Annotated in this window: 16 protein-coding genes; 11 read left to right on the top strand and 5 right to left on the bottom strand. The window is 39.2% G+C overall.

Annotated elements, in window-relative coordinates; translation table 11 throughout:
* Nucleotides 1–161: 161 nt before the first annotated feature.
* Nucleotides 162–1,670: a membrane-bound lytic murein transglycosylase MltF gene (gene mltF, locus AC5NT5_RS13285; protein ID WP_494513975.1), complete on the bottom strand. Its 1,509-nt coding sequence runs from the start codon at nt 1,668–1,670 to the stop codon at nt 162–164.
* Between the two features lie 211 nt (nt 1,671–1,881).
* Here mltF and purL point away from each other — a divergent pair, with 211 nt between their 5' ends.
* From purL to AC5NT5_RS13265, 4 genes are all read left to right on the top strand, one after another.
* Nucleotides 1,882–5,772, top strand: coding sequence for a phosphoribosylformylglycinamidine synthase (purL, locus tag AC5NT5_RS13280; protein ID WP_494513976.1), 3,891 nt, complete (start codon nt 1,882–1,884; stop codon nt 5,770–5,772).
* A gap of 277 nt (nt 5,773–6,049) precedes the next feature.
* Nucleotides 6,050–8,500 carry an intermembrane phospholipid transport YdbH family protein gene (locus tag AC5NT5_RS13275; protein WP_494513977.1) on the top strand — a complete coding sequence of 817 codons (2,451 nt, stop codon included), beginning with the start codon at nt 6,050–6,052 and terminating at the stop codon, nt 8,498–8,500.
* A gap of 2 nt (nt 8,501–8,502) precedes the next feature.
* Complete coding sequence (locus tag AC5NT5_RS13270; protein ID WP_024595684.1) at nt 8,503–8,700, top strand: YnbE family lipoprotein; 198 nt, start codon at nt 8,503–8,505, stop codon at nt 8,698–8,700.
* An 11-nt stretch (nt 8,701–8,711) separates the two neighbouring features.
* Nucleotides 8,712–9,041, top strand: a complete 330-nt coding sequence (locus AC5NT5_RS13265; RefSeq protein ID WP_182735905.1) for a YdbL family probable chaperone protein — start codon at nt 8,712–8,714, stop codon at nt 9,039–9,041.
* Nucleotides 9,042–9,089: 48 nt separating this feature from the next.
* Here AC5NT5_RS13265 and AC5NT5_RS13260 read toward each other — a convergent pair whose 3' ends face one another.
* Nucleotides 9,090–9,638 carry a DUF1415 domain-containing protein gene (locus AC5NT5_RS13260; RefSeq protein WP_002961067.1) on the bottom strand — a complete coding sequence of 183 codons (549 nt, stop codon included), beginning with the start codon at nt 9,636–9,638 and terminating at the stop codon, nt 9,090–9,092.
* Entirely contained in the window at nt 9,635–10,933 is a 1,299-nt protein-coding gene (gene waaA / locus AC5NT5_RS13255) for a lipid IV(A) 3-deoxy-D-manno-octulosonic acid transferase (protein WP_494513978.1), read from the bottom strand. The genes AC5NT5_RS13260 and waaA overlap by 4 nt, the downstream gene beginning before the upstream one ends.
* Before the next feature lie 182 nt (nt 10,934–11,115).
* Here waaA and AC5NT5_RS13250 point away from each other — a divergent pair, with 182 nt between their 5' ends.
* Together AC5NT5_RS13250 and hldE are read left to right on the top strand one after the other, a co-directional pair.
* The gene (locus AC5NT5_RS13250) at nt 11,116–11,706 is read left to right on the top strand and encodes an SIS domain-containing protein (RefSeq protein ID WP_002961065.1); all 591 of its coding nucleotides are present in this window, start codon (nt 11,116–11,118) and stop codon (nt 11,704–11,706) included.
* The gene (hldE, locus tag AC5NT5_RS13245) at nt 11,706–13,145 is read left to right on the top strand and encodes a bifunctional D-glycero-beta-D-manno-heptose-7-phosphate kinase/D-glycero-beta-D-manno-heptose 1-phosphate adenylyltransferase HldE (RefSeq protein ID WP_494513979.1); all 1,440 of its coding nucleotides are present in this window, start codon (nt 11,706–11,708) and stop codon (nt 13,143–13,145) included. Before AC5NT5_RS13250 ends, hldE begins: the two co-directional genes overlap by 1 nt.
* Nucleotides 13,146–13,393: 248 nt before the next feature.
* On the opposite strand, the gene AC5NT5_RS13240 is transcribed toward hldE, so the two are convergent.
* Nucleotides 13,394–14,899: a capsule assembly Wzi family protein gene (locus AC5NT5_RS13240; protein ID WP_182712293.1), complete on the bottom strand. Its 1,506-nt coding sequence runs from the start codon at nt 14,897–14,899 to the stop codon at nt 13,394–13,396.
* 211 nt (nt 14,900–15,110) lie between these two features.
* Between AC5NT5_RS13240 and AC5NT5_RS13235 the strand changes: the two genes are divergently transcribed.
* A complete protein-coding gene (locus AC5NT5_RS13235) occupies nt 15,111–16,184 on the top strand; it encodes a glycosyltransferase (RefSeq protein ID WP_182712283.1) in 1,074 nt (357 codons plus the stop codon).
* The gene (locus tag AC5NT5_RS13230; protein ID WP_182712282.1) at nt 16,181–17,266 is read left to right on the top strand and encodes a glycosyltransferase; all 1,086 of its coding nucleotides are present in this window, start codon (nt 16,181–16,183) and stop codon (nt 17,264–17,266) included. Before AC5NT5_RS13235 ends, AC5NT5_RS13230 begins: the two co-directional genes overlap by 4 nt.
* Before the next feature lie 16 nt (nt 17,267–17,282).
* On the opposite strand, the gene AC5NT5_RS13225 is transcribed toward AC5NT5_RS13230, so the two are convergent.
* Nucleotides 17,283–18,011 (bottom strand): 3-deoxy-D-manno-octulosonic acid kinase, encoded by a 729-nt coding sequence (locus AC5NT5_RS13225; RefSeq protein ID WP_494513980.1) that lies wholly within the window; start codon nt 18,009–18,011, stop codon nt 17,283–17,285.
* A 122-nt stretch (nt 18,012–18,133) separates the two neighbouring features.
* Here AC5NT5_RS13225 and AC5NT5_RS13220 point away from each other — a divergent pair, with 122 nt between their 5' ends.
* From AC5NT5_RS13220 to AC5NT5_RS13210, 3 genes are all read left to right on the top strand, one after another.
* The gene (locus AC5NT5_RS13220) at nt 18,134–19,192 is read left to right on the top strand and encodes a glycosyltransferase family 9 protein (protein ID WP_494513981.1); all 1,059 of its coding nucleotides are present in this window, start codon (nt 18,134–18,136) and stop codon (nt 19,190–19,192) included.
* Nucleotides 19,192–19,755, top strand: coding sequence for a D-glycero-beta-D-manno-heptose 1,7-bisphosphate 7-phosphatase (gene gmhB, locus AC5NT5_RS13215; RefSeq protein ID WP_494513982.1), 564 nt, complete (start codon nt 19,192–19,194; stop codon nt 19,753–19,755). Before AC5NT5_RS13220 ends, gmhB begins: the two co-directional genes overlap by 1 nt.
* A 159-nt stretch (nt 19,756–19,914) precedes the next feature.
* Entirely contained in the window at nt 19,915–21,108 is a 1,194-nt protein-coding gene (locus tag AC5NT5_RS13210) for a glycine C-acetyltransferase (RefSeq protein WP_002961055.1), read from the top strand.
* Nucleotides 21,109–21,157 lie beyond the last annotated feature (49 nt).

Genomic DNA, 21,157 nt, shown 5'->3' with positions numbered 1-21,157 from the left:
TTCTCCTAATGCAAGAGTGAGAAAGGCGCAGGGTATATCTTATAAAATAATAATATACAAGTAATACACATTAGTGATCATTTGATGACAAGTAAACAGATATTTAATTTACTTAAATTTTGCTTACTGGTTTGCTCAAAAAACTGATACCTATATAAATCTTAGTTATTGTTTTCACTTGGTAGTTCGGGCTCAATTATAGGCTGTTGTTTTTCTGTTTGCGCTTCATCTTTGTTACTTTTATCGTCACTTTCTTCATTTAAGTTTGGCTCGGTATCAGTGCTCTGCTCTGTGATTGGTTCTGGCTCAGACTCAACAGCAATAGCATTATTCTCATCTAGCCAAACAAGTGCATCGTAATAGCGACGAATATTATCAACATATTTAACCGCTACATCGCCACGCGCATAACCATAGCGAGTTTTACGGTAATAGCGCTTTTTAATTAACAGCGGTAAGCGTTTTTTTACATCAGCCCATTTATCAGGGCTTGCGCCTTGCTGCTCGGTAATTATACGCGCGTCGTTAACGTGCCCCCAACCTACATTGTAAGCCGCTAGTGCAAGCCATGTTCTATCAGGTTGAGGAATTCTATCAGGTATACGCTTAATCAGTTTACTTAAATACTTAGCACCACCGCGAATATTTTGCTCTGGCTCTAAGCGGTTGGTAACACCTACTTGTTTTGCTGTACTGCGGGTTAGCATCATAATACCGCGAACGCCTGTTGGCGATTTAGCACGAGGATTCCACATAGATTCTTGATAGCTAAGTGCCGCTAATAAACGCCAATCAAGGCTACCAGCATATTGTTCAAACCATGGTTGGTATGTTGGTAAGGTTTCTTTGATAGCTTCGATATAAGCAAGGGTATTTACATAGTTAAATTGGCGTACGTGGCCAAAGTATTTTTCTTCAAGTACGTAGAGCTGATTACTCTGTTTTATATCGCCAAAAAATGGCACTAATAAGGAATATAAAGAATCATCTTTTGATTTATTAAGTATCCATGCAATCGGGTCGTTATGACTAACAGAAAAACCGATACTTAAATTTGGATGATAACGGCGAAATAACGATAGCGTATGTGTATCAGCGAGTGTGTAATCAATCTCGCCATCAATAACTGCTTGAAGTAGTTCTTCTTCATCAAACTCTTCGCTTTCTATCCAAGTAAGATCTGGATTGTTTTTTTTCATTTTTTGCAGAGTAAGCGAATGACTACTTTTAGCGATAACAGTAAAGTTGCCATCTAAGTCGGCAAACTCTCGAGGACGAACACGTCCTTGCTTATAAACTAATTTTTGGCTGATTGTTCTGTAAGTTGGTCCATAACGGTATTGCTCTGCACGGGTTTTATTATAGGTAAGTCCTGAGGCAATTAAATCTAAATCACCGCTTTCAAGGCGTTCAAACATATCGGATAAGTTAAAAAATGGCACTATTTCAAGCTCTACACCTAGATATTCAGCAAATGCTTGAGATAGCTCATATTCAAAGCCTTGTTCACCTTGAACGGCTTGATAATAATTACTAGCACTTGCAAGTGTACCCACACGTATTTTGTTTTGTTCTTTTATTTGGGCGAGTTGAGTTGGCTGCTCTTGCATATCACATGCACATAACAGCATAACTAAAGTAATGATTATTATTAGTTTTTCTTTGAACATTGAGTGCCCCTTAAGCTCGCCAGCCACCGTTATAGCAAAACTAAGCCATCGCGTCACTTTACCTTTTATTTTATTAACCAAAAGAGGCTATAAATAAAGCTAAAAAGTTAATTTTATGAAAAGCGTAATTTTGAGTTAAATCTGAATGCTAATTGGACTATAATGCGTGCCTAAAATATCGTTCAATCCCTAACCCCGGATGAAATTACCTATGTTGATCCTTCGTGGTGCACCAGCACTTTCAGAGTTCAGAGTTAATAAAATTTTAGCGCGTTGCCAACAATCGCAACTTCCAGTCACTAACGTATACGCCGAGTATGCTCACTTTGCCGATTTAACATCGCCGTTGAGTAGCTCTGAGCAAACCAAGCTTGAAAAACTATTAACTTACGGTCCAACTATTGCTGAGCATACCCCAGCTGGCAAACTTGTACTTGTTACACCTCGCCCAGGTACCATTTCACCTTGGGCATCTAAAGCTACCGACATCGCCCACAACTGTGGTTTAAAGCAGGTTCACCGTGTTGAACGCGGTATTGCTTATTATGTTGAAGGTGATTTAAACGCAGAACAACTTGCACAAGTAACTGCGTTATTGCACGACCGCATGACTGAAGCCACACACAATGAACTTGAAGATGCGGCCCAGCTGTTTCGCAGTGATGCCCCACGCCAAATGTCGTCTGTCGATATTTTAGGTGGTGGACGCGAAGCACTAGCAACAGCCAATGTTGAGCAAGGCTTTGCGCTTGCTGATGACGAAATAGACTACTTAGTAGAAAATTTTACAAAGTTAGGACGTAACCCTAACGACATCGAATTGTTTATGTTTGCACAAGCGAACTCAGAGCATTGTCGCCATAAAATATTTAATGCTGACTGGACAATCGATGGTAAAGAGCAGCCAAAATCGCTGTTTAAAATGATTAAAAATACGTTTGAGCTAAATCCTGAAAATGTATTGTCGGCGTATAAAGATAACGCGGCAGTAATGAAAGGCTCAAAAGCGGGTCGCTTCTTCCCAAATGCGCAAGGTGAATATGCGTATCATCAAGAAGACATTGAAATACTAATGAAAGTTGAAACTCATAACCACCCAACAGCTATTGCGCCATTCTCAGGTGCTGCTACAGGTTCTGGTGGTGAGATTCGCGATGAAGGCGCAACTGGTCGTGGCTCTAAGCCAAAAGCAGGCTTAGTTGGCTTTACTGTATCAAATTTACGTATTCCAGGTTACGAGCAACCGTGGGAAAGCGATTTTGGTAAGCCGGGTCGTATTGTAAACGCACTTGATATAATGACAGAAGGTCCACTAGGTGGCGCTGCATTTAATAATGAGTTTGGTCGTCCTAACTTGTTAGGCTATTTCCGTACTTACGAAGAAAAAGTAACAAGCCATAATGGTGAAGAAGTGCGTGGTTACCATAAACCAATTATGCTTGCCGGTGGTTTAGGCAATATTCGCTCTGATCATGTTCAAAAAGGCGATATTCCTGTTGGCGCTAAGTTAATTGCGCTAGGCGGACCTGCAATGAACATTGGTTTAGGCGGTGGTGCTGCATCAAGTATGGCCTCTGGTCAGTCAAACGAAGATTTAGACTTTGCTTCAGTACAGCGCGAAAACCCAGAAATGGAACGCCGTTGCCAAGAAGTTATCGATAAATGTTGGCAGCTTGGTGACGAAAACCCAATTGCATTCATCCATGATGTAGGTGCCGGTGGTTTATCTAACGCGTTTCCTGAGCTTGTTAATGATGGCGGACGTGGTGGTAAGTTCCAATTACGTAGCATTCCTAACGATGAGCCAGGCATGGCACCACACGAAATTTGGTGTAATGAATCACAAGAGCGTTATGTACTCGCTGTTGGCGTAGAGGACTTTGACCGCTTTGAAGCAATTTGTAAGCGCGAACGTGCCCAGTACGCTGTTATTGGTGAAGCAACCGCTGAACCTCACTTAACAGTGTCAGACAGCCACTTTGAAAATAACCCTGTTGATTTGCCGCTGGACGTATTATTAGGTAAAGCACCTAAAATGCACCGCGATGTAACGTCAAAGCAAGTTGTTGGCAAAGCGCTTGATATCACATCAATAAATGCAGCAGATGCAGCGCAGCACTTAATGCGTTTACCAACCATTGCAGAAAAAACATTCTTAATAACAATCGGCGATCGCTCAGTTACGGGTTTAGTAGCGCGCGACCAAATGGTTGGTCCTTGGCAAGTACCTGTTGCTAACTGTGCTGTAACTGCGGCAACGTATGACACTTACCACGGTGAAGCTATGTCACTCGGTGAGCGTACTCCGGCTGCATTACTTAATTACGGTGCATCTGCTCGTTTAGCTGTGGCAGAGTCGTTAACTAATATTGCTTGTGCAAATATTGGTAGCCTTGAAAACATTAAGTTATCGGCAAACTGGATGGCAGCAGCGGGTCACCCAGGTGAAGATGCTGGTTTATATGAAGCTGTTAAAGCCGTAGGCGAAGAGCTTTGCCCTGCGCTTGGTTTAACGATTCCTGTAGGTAAAGATTCTATGTCGATGAAAACGACATGGAAAGATGAAGGTGACTCACAAGAGAAGTCAGTAACATCGCCGCTTTCACTGGTTATAACTGCGTTTGGTCGTGTTGACGACGTACGTAAAACAGTAACTCCACAACTGCGCACAGATAAAGGCGATACATCGCTTATATTAGTTGATTTAGGTGCGGGTAAAAACCGCATGGGCGCATCAAGCCTTGCACAAGTTTATAAGCAATTAGGTGATGTAACCCCTGATGTTGATAGCCCTGAGTTATTAAAAGGCTTCTATAACGCAATGCAAGCACTTGTGGCTGATAGTAAGTTACTTGCTTATCATGACCGCTCAGATGGTGGTTTATTTACCACAGTAGCTGAAATGGCGTTTACGGGTCATACCGGTGTAACTGTTGATTTAGCAGCTTTAACAGGTTCAGACATTGAAGCGCTTTATAACGAAGAGCTAGGTGCGGTAATTCAAGTTGCTAATGCTGATTTAGATGCAGTAAATGTGGTGTTTGAACAACATGGTATAGCAGCCATTAGTCACAACATTGGCACGCTTAACAGTGATGATACGATTATATTTAACCGTGGCGAAAATACGGTACTTAATCATACGCGTACTGAGCTTCGTACTATTTGGGCTGAAACAACGTATCAAATGCAAGCGCGCCGTGATAACCCTGAGTGTGCTAAGCAAGAGTTTGATGCTAAATTTGATGCAAAAGATCCAGGCTTAAACGTAAAACTTAACTTTGATTTAAATGAAGATATAGCAGCGCCATACATTGCAACCGGTGCTAAACCGCAAATGGCTATTTTACGTGAGCAGGGTGTTAACTCTCATTTAGAAATGGCGGCGGCGTTTAATCGCGCAGGTTTTGCAGCCGTTGATGTACACATGAGCGACATTTTAGAAGGTCGTTTAACACTAGAGCAATTTAAAGGTTTAGTGGCCTGTGGTGGTTTCTCATACGGTGACGTACTTGGTGCGGGTGAAGGTTGGGCTAAGTCTATTTTGTTTAACGACATGGCACGCGATCAATTCCAAAACTTTTTCCACCGTGAAGATACTTTCAGCTTAGGTGTATGTAACGGTTGCCAAATGTTATCAACGTTAAAAGAGTTGATCCCTGGTACTGAACATTGGCCGCGCTTTGTAACTAATAAATCAGAGCGTTTTGAAGCACGCTTTAGTTTAGTAGAAATACAAGAGAATCCGTCTGTGTTCTTTAACGGAATGGCTGGCTCGCGTATGCCTATAGCGGTTTCTCATGGTGAAGGTCATGCTGAGTTTGCAAACGATGCAGCCACTAAAGCGGCGCTTGATAGCGGCACTGTAGCGGTTAAATTTGTAGATAACTACGGTAACCCTACAACGCAGTACCCAGCGAATCCTAATGGTTCTCCAGAAGGTATTACCGGTATTACGTCAACTGATGGTCGTGCCACTGTAATGATGCCGCATCCAGAACGTGTATTCAGAAGCGTTGCCAATTCTTGGCACCCAGATGAGTGGCTCGAGGATAGCCCGTGGATGCGTATGTTCCGTAACGCACGTAAAAACGTAGGTTAATTATATTTACGTTTATACAAGTTAGATTCATAATCTTACTGTAAAATAAAAAAGGCTGCATTGTGCAGCCTTTTTTGATTATACCAATCTGCTTATATATGGGGTCTATTTAACGTTAAGAAAATTACGCTAGAACTAGGCAAAAGTTTTTATATCTACTTGTTCTAAATAAAAAACTTTTAACGACGTTATAGTGCAATTTAATTCGTTAAATTGATCAAAGATTTATGCAGGTTGGTATTAGTATAGCTAAAAGCACAAAGCATTTAAGGATAGTATGTTTAAGCGAATTGGTTTAATTGTTGGCGTTTTATTGCTAAGTACCTTACTGCTTGGTTATGTATTTCGCTTGCCTTTATTACAGTGGGTTATAGCGCCTGAGCTCGAAAAAGCGGGTGTCACATTAAACTGCCTTGATTTTTCAATCACGTCTAGCTTAAATATTCATGCTGACAGAGTGTGTTTAAATTATCAAAATCAACAATTACAACTTACTGGTATTACTGCAAATACAAAGCGTGTAGATATTGAAAATGCAGTGCTAACTGTTAATCCACTCCCTAAAAGTGATAATGCTAATCAGCTTGCTAAAAATCTCGATTTAGCACTTCCCTTAAATCGTCCATTAATCAATATTAAACAGCTTGTAGTAAAAAGTGATGAGCTCAATAAGCCACTTAAAATAAGCATATTAGAACCCGAACTAAATAAATTTAATGTCTCAGGTGATATAAACGCAAGTGCAATTTTGACTGCTAATAAAGTAAGGGGTCAGTTTGAAATTAATGACACTTTTTTAAAGCACGTTATAAACACTAAAAATACATTAATAGCAGATTTTAACTTTAATACTCAGCAAGCATTTAGCTTTGATGGTATAGAACTTGAGTTAAATGGCGATATTAGCTCCCAGTTTGCTCACACGTATGAGCAGTGCAAAGTTAACGTATTAACCACTGGTAAATTGGCGACGCGTTTTAATTTAAATAGCCAAGCGTTAATGTTTAATACCGATTTGCTTAATAACAAAATTAATTTAACACCAAGCTGTACTGAGTTAATTCCACCAAGTGAATATGCAGGCTTTATTAGCAAACAAGTTCCTTTAAATTGGCAACTTAAACTCCCTCAATCAATTAGCTTAGAGGCTAGTGGGTTGAGGGTGCCTGCAATTAATTTGGTAAGCGTGGGCGATAAGCAATTTGATATTTTAATAACAGATACAACACTAAATATTACATCTCCATTTAAAGACTTACAGTCAACTTTATCAGCTCAAATAAATACACCCGATATAAATAATATTAACGTTAATGCTCAGTTATCTGGCACTGCAATTAAAGGCGATTACGCCGTTATGCTTGAAAATTTACCTGAGTTTGTACCCGCAACAGCGGATGGGCTTAGCCTTAGTGGTCACTTTAATATAAGTGAGTTTATAGACTTAAAACCCATTGGGCTTATAAATGCTAAATTAACGCTTAATAGTGTAGATGCGTTTGATATAAGTGCAGTGCAATACCAAGGTGATTTAACTGCAAAAATGGATAAACAGTTAAACGCAGAGGTAGCGTTAACTCAGCAATTAAAAAGCGCAGAATATAAAGAGTTTAAAGTCACAGATATAAGTAACACATTAACAGCAAATGCTAATTTAGGCGTAGGTGAGTTATTTGCTGATCTAACAGCAAAAACGAATATAAAGGCTGTTAATAGCCCCGACATAAAACTTAATAATATAAAAGTAGAGTCTACGGGCTTGCAAGGCCGTGCACTAAAAGCCACGCATCACGCATTTATAAACGATGTTGAGTTAGTGATAAATCATCATATGTCGTCGCAAGCTCATCCATTTGAAGTAGTTATTCCTGAACAAAGTGCGCTGTCGTTAAATGCGTTTATTAGTCAATTTGAGCCACTTGCACAGTTAACAGAGGGCGAATTTAATGGCTATATTAGTGGCGATATAAACTTACAAAATGCACTGTTCAATATAGGGATTAGTCATACAAGTGCATTGTATAACGATTACCTTGCGAGCGATTTAAGCAGTACATTTAGCGGGGAATATAATTCAGGTAAGCTTAATGTAAAACCAACTACCTTTAATTTAAATGAGCTTAGGGCGGGTGCCGTAGTTAAAGCGGTTGAAGGGAAGTGGCAAGTGAGTAGTAATACCGCGCTTATAAATGATGTAAAAGGAAGTGTGTTTGGTGGTGAGTTTTCATTAGATAGCTACACAGTAGGGAAGCCAAACCAAGTTGCTAATGTTAAGTTTGAAAATATTGATGCAAGCAAACTTGTTACACTCGACGATAAGTCGGGCATTGTATTAACGGGACGCTTGGCGGGGTCTTTACCGGTTCACTTTGATAGTGGAAAAATTGAAATAATTGACGGTAGCTTATTTAGCCAAGGAACAGGTAATTTAAAAATTACCAATAATGCCGCTTTTGATTCAGTAATGCAGCAACAGCAAGAGTTACAACCTGTGTTAGGGCTATTAACTAATTTAGATATTCAAAAACTTAATAGCAGTGTGGCACTAAAAAATGATGGTTGGTTAAAACTAGGGGTTAATTTGCAAGGCTATAATAAAGCAGAGCAGCAGCAGGTTAACTTTAATTATAACCACGAAGAAAACGTATTTACACTTTTACGCGCACTGCGTTTAAGTGACGAAATTACACAAAAAGTTGAGCAACAATACTCACAAAAAGGAAACTAATAATGAGACAGTCGTTATTGATAAAAGTACTGCTCGCGCTGAGTGCTATTAGTACACTAAGTGCTTGCACGCATCGTGTTGAGGTGTCTGCTAAAGAGCCCATTACTATTAATTTAAATGTGAAGGTCGATCACGAAATTCGCGTAAAAGTAGATAAAGAACTCGACAATTTATTTAGTGACGACAGTGAGTTATTTTAAGGAGCTAGAACATGAATACGAAGAAAAAATTAAATATTATTACGTTAGTTAGTGCAGTATGTATGTCTTTCTCTGCTTGGGCTATTAGCCTTGATGACGCTAAAAACCAAGGTTTTGTAGGTGAAGATAGCTCTGGTTATTTAGGACTTGTTGTACAAAACGCAGAGGCAAAAGCCGTTGTTGATGACATAAATACAAAGCGTAAAGCGCAGTACTTAAAGCTCGCTAAAAAGAATAACTTGTCGCTTTCACAAGTAGAAGCACTTGCTGCTGCTAAAACAATTGAAAAAACCCAAAGTGGTCATTACGTTGAAGTAAATGGTAACTGGGTTAAAAAATAAGCGTTTGTTATTGTCTTGTTCTGCACAAACCAAAATAAAACCGAGCATTTAAGCGCTCGGTTTTTTACAGCCTTCAAGTAACTGCTGCCAAAAATCAATCCCCTTACGCCTTGCTAGATTTATATTATGCTCAGGAATAGATTCAGGCTCGTTATAACTATCAAGTGCTTCGCTCATACTTGCTTCGCGGATTAAATGCAATGTAGGAAAGGGCGCTCTATTTGTGTAGTTTGCGGCATCGGTTTCATCACTGTCAGCAAATACGTAATCAGGATGAAAATTAGCGATTTGATACTTACCTTCAAAGCCTTGCGCGACTAAAAGTGCATTAGCTAAATCGACCAAGTCTAAAAAGTCTTCAAAGTCACTAAAGCCATTGTCAAACATGATTAGGGTTGTTTCGCGCTCTGGTTCACGGTCAAGCTCAACACATTGCTCAAGCATATCCATTACAGCATCATCCATGCTCGTTGCAGAGCTTACTATGTAATGAATACAGTTGTTTTCTACTTCTTTTCGAGCAAATGGGCAAAAGTTATATTTAACAATAACAGATGACACCCATTCACGGGTTTGGCTTATAGCTATATTGGTCACGGTTTTGGCTCTAAATATTGATTAATAATGTTAAGTGTTTTTTGTATAGCACCTTGGTTTTTAGTTACGCATTGCGCAGCTTTAATACCTAAGGTTTGGCACGCTTTTGTGTTTTGGCTAAGCGTTATAAGCTGCTTTGCGAGTTCGTCGTTACTATCAACCACCACAGCACCTTTGAGCTTTGTTAGCTCGGGATAAACATGGTCAAAATTGTATGTGTGTGGACCTGTTATTACGCCTACTGAAAATGCAGCTGATTCCAGTGGGTTATGCCCACCTCTACGTATTAAGCTGCCACCAATAAAGCTCACATTTGCAGCGCCATATAAACACTGTAATTCACCAAGCGTATCAGCAAGGAGTATTTGCTCATTATTATAGTTATTTTGGCTACGACGGCTAAAGCTAAGTGGGCTTTGCGTTAAAAGCTCTGTCACTTTGTCAAATTGCTCTGGATGGCGCGGGGCAATTATAAGTAATGCGTTCGGTTGCTTTTTTAGTAATTCTTGATGGGCTAAAAGTACCAGCTCATGCTCAACAGGATGTGTTGAGCCTGCCACCCATACAAAGCGTTCATCTTTATTGTCTTCATTACTGTTATAAAGCTGTTTAAGGTTGAGTACTTTAGCTAATTGCTCGTCACTTGGTGTTATATCAAATTTTATTGAGCCTGTTACATGGCTTTTTGAAGCTTCAAGACCAAGCTCTATAAAACGTTTAGCATCTGTTTTATTGTGACTCGCAAGTACCGTAATTGAGCGCATAATAATATGCGTTAATTTAGCGACCTTTTGATAGCCCTGCTGTGACTTTTCAGAGAGTCTTGCATTGATGACAAGCACTGGTATGTTTTTTTTGTGGCTTATCGCCATTAAATTTGGCCATAGCTCGGTTTCTAAAATACATAATGCTTGTGGCTTTATACGCTTTAAAAATCGAGCCGTCGCAAACGGAAAATCGATTGGTAAATAGCTACACGCTACAGTATTTTTAAACTGGCTAAGTATTTGCTCTCTGCCTGTTGGAGTATTACAGGTTATAAGTATATTTAAATTTGGATGCACTTTTTGCAAAGCTTTAATAAGTGGCGTTGCGGCAAGTACCTCACCAACAGATGCACAATGAAAAACTAAAGGTTTGGTTTTAACCGTAAATAAAGACTTACTGACAAACCCAAAGCGCTCTTTAAAGTGTGCACGATAGCCTTGGTTTTTTTTACCTCGTAAAATATAGAGATAAAATACAATCAGTGGGCTAATAATAATTAATGCGAATGAGTAAAAAATGCGTGCCATACTGATCTTTCTTAAAGGGAACTGGCGTTAGTTTACCGTGAAATAGCCGTTTTCTAAACATACTCGTTATAAAATATGGTCTGGGTTCAGTTATAACCCGATAAAATACACACAATTAAATAAAATTATGGAATAATGAATTTAATTTTTCCTGCCATTTCAGTTCCAAGAGGAATTTTTTCATGTCAATTATCGATTCAGTGGCAACTAGCTACGTTGAAACATTAAACCGTCATCAGGCATTATTTGAAACGATGGAGGCTTATCATCAAGAATCTATGCAATTGTTAGAAGCATGCCATAGTGCATTACAAGCTGGTGGCAAGATTGTTTGGTTTGGTAACGGTGGTAGTGCAGCAGATGCACAGCATTTAGCTGCAGAATTTGTAGTGCGTTATAAGTTAGAACGTGGTCCGCTTGCTTCAATGGCATTGACCACCGACACCTCTATTTTAACAGCGCACAGCAACGATTATCACTTTGATACGGTGTTTGAACGCCAAGTTCAAGCGTTATGTAAGCCAGAAGATTTAGTAATTGGTTTAACCACATCAGGTACTAGTAACAATATTAATTTAGCATTAGAGGCTGCAAATAAACTAGGCGCTTTTACTGTTGCATTAACTGGGCGTGATGGCGGTAAAGTAAAAGATATTGCTAAGTTACCTATTATTATAAAAAATGACGAGACAGCACGTATTCAAGAAGCTCACATGTTTATAGGTCACTGGTTATGTGAAGCCATGGATATGGTTGTTGCGGAGCAGCAGTAATGGATTTATCGTTATTAAAAAACTTATCAGCGGCACGAATATTAGTTGTTGGCGATGTAATGCTAGACCGCTATTGGTATGGTGATACAGGTCGCATTTCGCCAGAAGCGCCAGTACCGGTTGTTAAAGTAAGTAAATTTGAAGACAAAGCGGGCGGTGCAGCTAACGTTGCAAAAAATATAGCGCGGTTAGATGCAAAAGTTGGCTTATTGGGTTTAATTGGTGAGGACGAAAGCGGGCAGATTTTAGAGACCATCCTAAAAGGTGAAAAAATAAGCTCACAATTAGTCAGTGTATGTGATTTACCAACTATTTCAAAAATGCGTGTTATTAGCCGCCACCAACAATTGGTTCGACTTGATTTAGAAGAAATGTTTACTGAGCAACATAGCCAGCTTTTATTAAACCGCTTAGAGCTTGTACTTGATGAATACGACTTCATTGTGTTCTCTGATTACAGCAAAGGATCTTTAAGCTTAATTAAAGAGATGATAAGCCTTGCTAAGGGCGCCGGAAAAACCGTTTTAATTGACCCTAAATCGCCAGACTTACACTTATACGAAGGTGCTGATTACATTACACCTAACTTACATGAGTTTAAGTTAGCGGGTGGTCAAACCGATTCAGAAGAGGCTTTAGCCGCAAGTGCGCGTGATTTAATAAGCAAAAATGGCATTAAAGCCATGTTACTTACGCGTTCTGAGCAAGGTATGTCGCTTATTAGTGCAGATGAAAAATTTGATTTTGCAGCGCAAGAGCTTGAAGTAAGCGATGTAACCGGGGCTGGTGATACGGTTATAGCTACACTCGCGGTTATGCTTGGTGCTGGCATGGAACCTAAAGATGCTGTCGAAATTGCTAATTTAGCGGCAGGTATAGCGGTTAGTAAATTTGGTGCAGCTACAGTTTCGCCAGAAGAGTTAAGTCGTAAGCTTGGTCAGTATTTACATACTACTGGTGAGCATTACCAAACACCATTTGATGATGTACTTCAGCATATTGAATTTGCAAAACAAAACGGCGAAACCATTGTATTCACTAATGGCTGTTTTGATATTTTACATGCGGGGCATGTACGTTATTTAGCGCAAGCTAAAGCACGAGGCGATAGACTCGTTGTTGGATTAAATAATGATGAATCTATTACGCGCTTAAAAGGGGCAGAACGCCCTATTAACCCGCTAGATGAGCGTGCGATGGTACTTAGCGCACTTTCATCAGTTGATTGGGTTATTCCGTTTGGTAGCTTAGATGAAAACGATACTCCCGCTAAATTAATTGAGCAAATAAGCCCTGATATTTTAGTTAAAGGTGGCGACTACACCGTAGAGCAAATAGCGGGTGCTGAGCACGTACTTCGTCATGGCGGAAAAGTTGAAGTGCTTGAATTTTTAGATGGGTGCTCAACATCAAAAGTCATTAGTAAAATTAAACAGTAATACCAATTTTATTAAAAACATGATCATTTTAGCGTATTAAATAACTCACTAACTACGTTAAAAACTATTTATATAGAACAACTATGTATCATAATTTTAGCCTTGTTATTGAGCTGTTTTCTTATCGCTATAATAGAACAATAATTTAATGCAATTGGTATAATTACTGATTTAAGTTTGCTTAAAAAATACAAAAAAGGGATGAAAACAGTGTTTTCATCCCTTTTTATTTTTAATAAAGTAACTTACTAAAAATTTAATTCATACTTAGCAAATGCTGATGTATCGTTTTCAGCACCGTCATTGTTAGATGCAAAAGCACCTAAAGTGACTCGCCCTCCCATAGAAAGCATTCTATAACGAAGCTCTAATTGCTTACTATTAAAGCCTGTTTTAGTAATTGTATTTCCTAAGTCAGGATTATTAGGATAAAGGTCACGGTTATCGCTGTTGTAATCAACACTGCGTAATTTTACCTGCCAATCATCACCATTAGAAAGCTGACCAAGTAGGGTTAGGACAACTGATTGCGAATCATTATCATACGTCGAACCAATAGTGCGTCCATGGTAGCGATAGCCAGACTTATAAGTATCATGCTCATAGTAACAATTTTCAACTATTGATTCAGCTTGGCATGAAACACCAGTATCTATATATTCAACATTTACTAATATGTTTTGAGCATAAATGCGCTGTGTTGTTTGCACACCAAATAAGTAAGCTCTATCAGCGGGTTTAAACTGTGAGCTAGCATCTTCACCTATAGTGCTGGCATAAACCGCATATGGTTGATCAAATAAGGTATCTGACCAACGAATATCAATACCAGCCAATTGATTACCTATTTTCGACTCTAACTGGCTATCACAACTCTCATTGCCATCGATACATGCTGTTTGCCCAGTTATGACATCAATAAAATCACCCGCAGAGCTCGGTTGTCCGTCACCTGCCCATTGTGCAGACCAGCTAAGTGCAATTTCTAACTGTTGAATAGGGCGAAAATTAACACGAGTACTCCACAGTAAAGCATCAGGTATAACACGTGTAGACTCAAGTTTAGCCATTTGTGCGGTAAAGCCCCATTGACCAATCCAGCTTAACCATGGTGTTTCAAAAGCAGTACTTTTTTCTCTGGTTACACTTAGTGCAGGTAAAGGTTTCGCATTACCAGACATAATTAAGCTGTTATCAACACCAGGTCCCCAAAATTGCTCAACAGCACCGGCTCTAAAAATCCAGTTACCTAAACGGTAAGCTAAGTAACTATCGTCAAGTGAGGTATCGTTACAATCGGTTAAAGCTTGCTCATCGGTAACTATATCGTCAGTCGTTTTTCCATCAACTAAACATTTTTTACCGTCGCTTCTGTAATTTATAGCTACTTTAGCTGCAAAGTTATCGCCTAAATAAGCGTAAGCTGCTGAAAGCTCTGTTTCTTGTGTATTTGTTGCACCAAAGCTTGTTGCTATGATCGGATCTGTGGCTGCAAAAGCAGATAATTGAAGACTATGCGAGCTGCTATTTTCTGATTTATATCGATGCTTAACGCGAAGTAAAGCATCTTGCAAGCTTGGAGATAATTGCTCAAGCGGCATGCTTTGCACATCACTTATAAAACTTTTCCACATAAGCGGATAGGTAGTTACAGGAGCTAAAATAACACCGGCATCAGCTAATTGTTGAATATCAGCTCTAAGACCGTAATCATCGGGTTTTACCCATGGTTCAGCATTAACTGACGCGCTCATAGCGCAAAAAAGAGTAGAAAGTAGAAAAATTCTGTTTCGCAAAGTTCAGATCCTTGTGATTTAGATTGCGGCTAAGTTTATCAACCTAAGCTTGTTATTGCAGTAAATAATCAAATTTATAGAGCTAATTTAATATATTAAAATGTAACCTAGCTATCGTAATAAGTATCTGATTGGTATACTGGAGTTCAAATAGGAAATTGAGAATGTAATGAGCAACAAACGACTTTTATTTATTCCCGTATCATCACCAGAAGGCATTGGTGAATATATGCGCTCGTTGTTGTTGGCTCAAAGTTTAAAGGCAGAACTTACTGATTCTCTCGATATTCACTTCATACTAAACAAGCATACAAGCTACGCAAAAAAGTGTCCTTTTGAAGCCACATTGCTTGAACACTCAGGGACTAAAGAGCTTGATTCTGTTTGCGACTTTATAGAGCAATTTAAACCTGACGTCGTTGTTTTTGATTGTGCAGGACGTGCAGGGCATATGAAAGCGGCTAAAAAAGTAGGCGCTAAAGTTATATTTATTTCTCAGCATGCAAAAAAACGCGCTAAGGGATTGAAGCTAAACAGGATTAATTTAATTGATACACATTGGGTTGTACAGCCTGATTATTGTATTGAGCCACTTACATGGGCTGAAAGTGCGAAGTTAGACATGTTTCCCTTGGCACCCCCTCGTAATGTAGGCCCTTTTGTTGCATTTGCTTCTTGTGAGCAAAAACGTGATGTTTTAAATCGCTATAACTTAGTATCTGATGGCTATTTTATTGTTAATGCGGGTTCTGGCGGGCATATATTAAATAATCTTAATTGTGCTGAGGTTTACTTTAAAGCCGCGCTTAAAATTACTAAGCATACTGGGTTAAAAGCAGTTGTTGTGTTTGGTGCAAATTATAATAAAGCAATTCCTAAAAGTGATGAGGTTACTTGTTTATCAAGCCTGCAAGGAACCGAATTTTTGGCATTAATGAGCCAAGCTAAAGTCGCATTACTTAGTGGTGGAGATACTTTATTGCAAGCAATTGCAGTTCAAACCCCTGTTGTGGCATGTGCTATCTCAAAAGATCAAAATACACGTTTGGATCATTGCGTTAATGCAGGTGTTGTAATAAAAGCAAATCTTGATATTGATGAAATTACAACGAAAATAGCTCAAGTTATTACCGAGCCTTTTTATAGTGAATTTATTGGTAAGTATAAGCAACTCGATAGTACACATAGCTTCGACGTGATCACTACTGGTATAAAAAATATGCTTGTAGGAGATCGCTTATGAATATAGTGATTGTAATTGATTCACTAGTAGGTGGTGGTGCTGAAAAAGTAATGCTTACTTTGGCTGAAAAAATGGCGAAACTACAGCACAATGTCACTATATTATCTCTTGCGAGCAACGCTGAGTATGACATTCCTGATATAGTTAAAGTTGACAGCCTTTTTCCTGATAGAGCATCTAAAGTAGATAGATTCTGGCAGCGAAAAAATAGTATTTTGCGATTAGAAGCGTGGTTTGAAAAAAAACAAAGCGAGATTGGCAATATTGACCTAGTGCTTTCTAACCTTGATAGAAGTAATAATTTACTTGCACGTAGTAATATCAAAAATGTTCACTTTGTTATTCATAACTCCGTCAATTCAGAACTTGCCCGTCAAAAAAAGTTAGGTCCATTTTCATATTTATACCTTAAAAAAAGTAAGCAAAACTTAAATGGTAAATCACTTATTTGCGTATCAAAGGGTGTTGAAAAAGAAATAACACAAGGGGCTTTAATTAACCCAAGTGCAATCGCGACTATTTATAACCCGTTCGATTTTGAAAAAATAAACCAACAAGCAAATGAGAAAAATAACGACATCCCAAATGAGTCTTACTTAATTCATGTAGGAAGGCTCGCTAAACAAAAACGCCACGATATATTATTTGCAGCATTTGCAAAGCTTGATAAAAAATACAAGTTAGTCCTTTTATGTAATAAACCTGCAAAAGCGTTAAAGCTTGCACAGCAATATGGCATAGATAAACAGTTAGTAGTGCCTGGATTTCAACAAAACCCATACAACTGGATTAAGCATGCCAAAGCTTTAGTTTTGAGCTCTGATTTTGAAGGGCTGCCAACGGTATTAATTGAGGCTTTAGCGGTGGGTACTCCGGTAGTTAGCACTAATTGTACATTTGGACCAAGCGAGATATTAACAGGCGAGCTGAGTAAATATTTAGTACCCGTTCAACAAAGTGAGGCATTAGCCAATGCCGTTATGCAGGTGCTAGCAGATAAGCCAAATGTAGAAAACGCAGATATTCTAAAACAAGTACAGGCAGAGCAGGTTGCTCTGCAGTATTTAGCTTTGGCTAACTAAGTTAACTGATATTAAGTTAACTTATATTAGCGAGTGTTTTGAGGTAGTTGCTGTGCAGAGTTTGCCAGTCATTCACTTGCCAATTAAATACATCATTTCGACCTTGCTCTTTTAAAAATGAGCGCTCAAGGCGTGCCATATTACTTTGTTGCCACTGTGGGTTCGGCGCTCTTATTTCACCTCTATCAAAGTCGATAATATACACATCACCAGTATCATCAAACAATATGTTATTAATGTTTAAATCGGCGTGATACACACCTTTTGAATGAAATAGCGCGATTGTTTTAGCAATGCGCTCCAACTCATCTTCAGTCAATGGGCGTTCAATTAATATATCGAGTACACTTTTAGCGCCTTTAACAGCCTCGGTAATAATATCACCACGGTAAATTAATCCGCTGTGGGTTACTTTAGCTGCAACAGGGGTTGGTACGTTTAAACCAAGCTCTATAAGCTTACTCATTAAGCTAAACTCTTTAAATACGCGGGTTTGTTCAAGTCCTGGGTATAAATATTGATCGCTTAGCAATTTACCCACTAAGCCACCGCGCCAATAATGCCTAAGTACGGCTGTTAATTCGTCTTGCTTAAAAAACCACGCAGTTGCTCGACCTTTTTTAGCGCCCACAATTTTATTTTGTTGTTGCCAATAATTTGCATCAAACCAATCGAGGGTAATTTGGCTTGTGTATTTAGGGTGGCTTAATACAGTGTGGTTGCCTTGCACGTGTTGTTTAAACATAGCTCTGTGTAATTGCTAAATAATGTGTCTATATTAGCGCGTTTTAAAGCGCAGGATAAGTGCTTGCAATAGCGTGATTATAATTTAAGATCGGCTTTTGTATTTAATACCTAAGGGAATGTGTGACTCAAGCTCCTAATTATTCATCTATTTGTATATTAAGACTCTCTGCCATTGGTGACGTATGTCATGGTGTGAGTGCTGTACAAGCCATTCAAAAAGCACACCCGAATGCGAAAATCACCTGGGTAATTGGCAAAATAGAAGCCATGTTACTTGCTGACTTACAGGGTGTTGAGCTGGTGGTATTTGATAAAAAGCAAGGCAAAGCAGCGCTTAAAAGCTTAAAGCAACGCTTCAACAACCAAAAGTTTGATGTGCTTCTTAATATGCAAGTTGCATTAAGGGCTGGGTTTGTAGCGCGTTGTATTCCTGCAAAAGTAAAAATAGGGTTCGATTGGGCTCGTTCAAAAGAATTACATAGCTTATTTATTAATAAACGAATAGAGCCACAAGCTCAGGCGCACGTTCTTGAAGGCTTTAAAGGTTTTGCAAAAGCCATTGGTGTTTCTGATTATAAACCGAGTTGGAACATGCCATACACCGAGCAAGACCAAGCGGTTGCAGATGAGTTACTAACATCAGAATACCTAACTAATAAACTATTAGTAATATCGCCCGCAGCTAGTAAAGCGCAGCGTAATTGGCTCGCTGATCGTTATGCCACATTGGCTGATTATGCAAGCGAGCAAGGCTTTAAGGTGGTATTGACGGGTGGCCCAACAGAGCTTGAAATTAACCTAGCAAATAGCATTATTGAGCACAGCAACACGCCTATTTTAAATTTAGTAGGTAAAACAAAACTCAAAGAGTTGTTGTGCGTGTTAAAGCGTGGCAGCTTAGTGCTTGCGCCCGACACGGGTCCTGCGCATATGGCAGTAACAGTTGGTACGCCGGTTATTGGTTTATATGCTCATTCAAACCCAGCACGCACAGGTCCTTACTTATACCAAGACTACGTGGTAGAGGTTTATCATCAAAACTTGTTTAAGCAAACAGGTAAAACGGCTGAGCAAGTAGCGTGGGGGACACGCGTAAAAGGCGATGATTTAATGAGCCAAATTACAGTTGATGATGTAAAAGCGATGTTTGACCATGTTGTACAAAAAGAGTCTTTGTAATGAATGCACAACAAAAAAATAAAGCGCTTTTTTTAGACCGAGATGGCGTGGTAAATGTTGATCATGGTTATGTGTATCAAAGCGATAAATTTGAATTTATTGACGGTGTTTTTAGCACTTGTAAAACATTTTATGATGCAGGCTATAAAATCATAATCGTCACTAATCAATCTGGAATTGGTCGAGATTATTACACCGAAGCTGATTTTTTAGCACTGACCGACTGGATGAAAGACCAGTTTAGTGCCCACAGCATTGAAGTTACCGATGTGTATTTTTGCCCGCATCACCCTAAAAAAGCGCGCCCTGAATATTTGAAAGAGTGCAGTTGCAGAAAGCCTGCGCCAGGAATGTTATTACAAGGCATACAAGAGCATAATATCGACCCTGCTTGCAGTATTATGGTGGGCGATAAACTCAGTGATATGCAGGCTGCGAAAAAAGCGGGCATCACTACCCGTGTTTTAGTGCGTTCAGGGCAAAGCTTTGACCAAAGCGCTAAGCAAGAAGCTGATTTAATTATCGATTCTATAAGTAGTTTACCTGCACTTTTAAAAACATAAATAAACAGCCTGTAAACTGGCAGGAATTCCTTCCAACTGAGGGCGTTTGCGACGAACTGCAAACCGTGCATTTTACCCATTAAACTTTTACAATACCCCGCATAATAAACAGCCGCGAAAGTGCGGTTGTTTACCCGTTCAAATATATGGAGAACCTAGATGAGAGCATCTGCTTTTTTTAGCCAGCTACAACAGCAAATTGAAGACGTAAAAACCGAAGGTTTGTATAAAAACGAACGTATTATTAAGTCCCAGCAGCAAGCTCAAATCGAAGTTGCATCAGGTAAAGTAATCAACTTTTGTGCTAATAACTATTTAGGTTTAGCTAATAGCCCAGAGTTAATTGAAGCGGCGCAGAATGGTTTAAATAATCATGGTTTTGGTGTGGCTTCAGTGCGTTTTATTTGTGGCACTCAAGACATCCATAAAACACTAGAGCAAAAAATCAGTGCGTTTTTAGAAACAGAAGATACTATTTTATATTCTTCATGTTTTGACGCAAATACAGGTTTGTTCGAAACTATTTTAGGCGCAGAAGACGCTATTATTTCTGATTCATTAAATCATGCATCAATTATTGACGGTGTACGTTTATGTAAAGCTAAACGTTTTCGTTATGCAAATAACGACATGGCTGATCTTGAGAAGCAACTTATTGCAGCAGACGAAGCCGGTGCTAAAACTAAACTAATTGCTACCGATGGCGTGTTTTCTATGGACGGCGTTATTTGTAATTTAGAAGCTGTGTGCGACTTAGCCGATAAATATGATGCGCTTGTAATGGTAGATGACTCTCACGCAGTTGGCTTTGTTGGCGAAAATGGTAAGGGTACACCTGAGTACTGTAATGTATTAGACCGTGTAGATATTATCACCGGTACATTAGGTAAGGCGCTGGGCGGTGCTTCAGGTGGTTACACATCAGGTAAAAAAGAAATTGTTGAATGGTTACGTCAGCGTTCACGCCCATACTTGTTCTCAAACTCATTAGCGCCTTCAATTGTTACTGCATCAATTAAAGTACTTGAAATGCTTGAAAATGGCGGCGAGCTTCGCGCTAAACTTTGGTCAAATGCTAAATATTTCCGTGAGCAAATGGAAGCTGCTGGTTTTACGTGTGCAGGTAAAGATCATGCAATTATCCCTGTAATGCTAGGAGATGCCAAAGTAGCCTCGTTAATGGCTGATAAATTACTTGCTGAAGGCATTTACGTAACCGGTTTTTCATTCCCTGTAGTACCAAAAGGGCAAGCGCGTATTCGTACACAAATTTCAGCGGCACATAGTATTGAGCAACTCGATACAGCTATCGATGCATTTACCCGTATTGGTAAAGAAATGGGCGTTATTTAATTTTATTTTAAACCGAAGCCTCGCTTCGGTTTTTTAGTTGAGTGTGGAT

The organism is Pseudoalteromonas sp. J2K-J599 (assembly GCF_059295115.2).
Note: the sequence above shows the minus strand (reverse complement) of the source record. Positions and strands in the feature narration are given on the sequence as shown.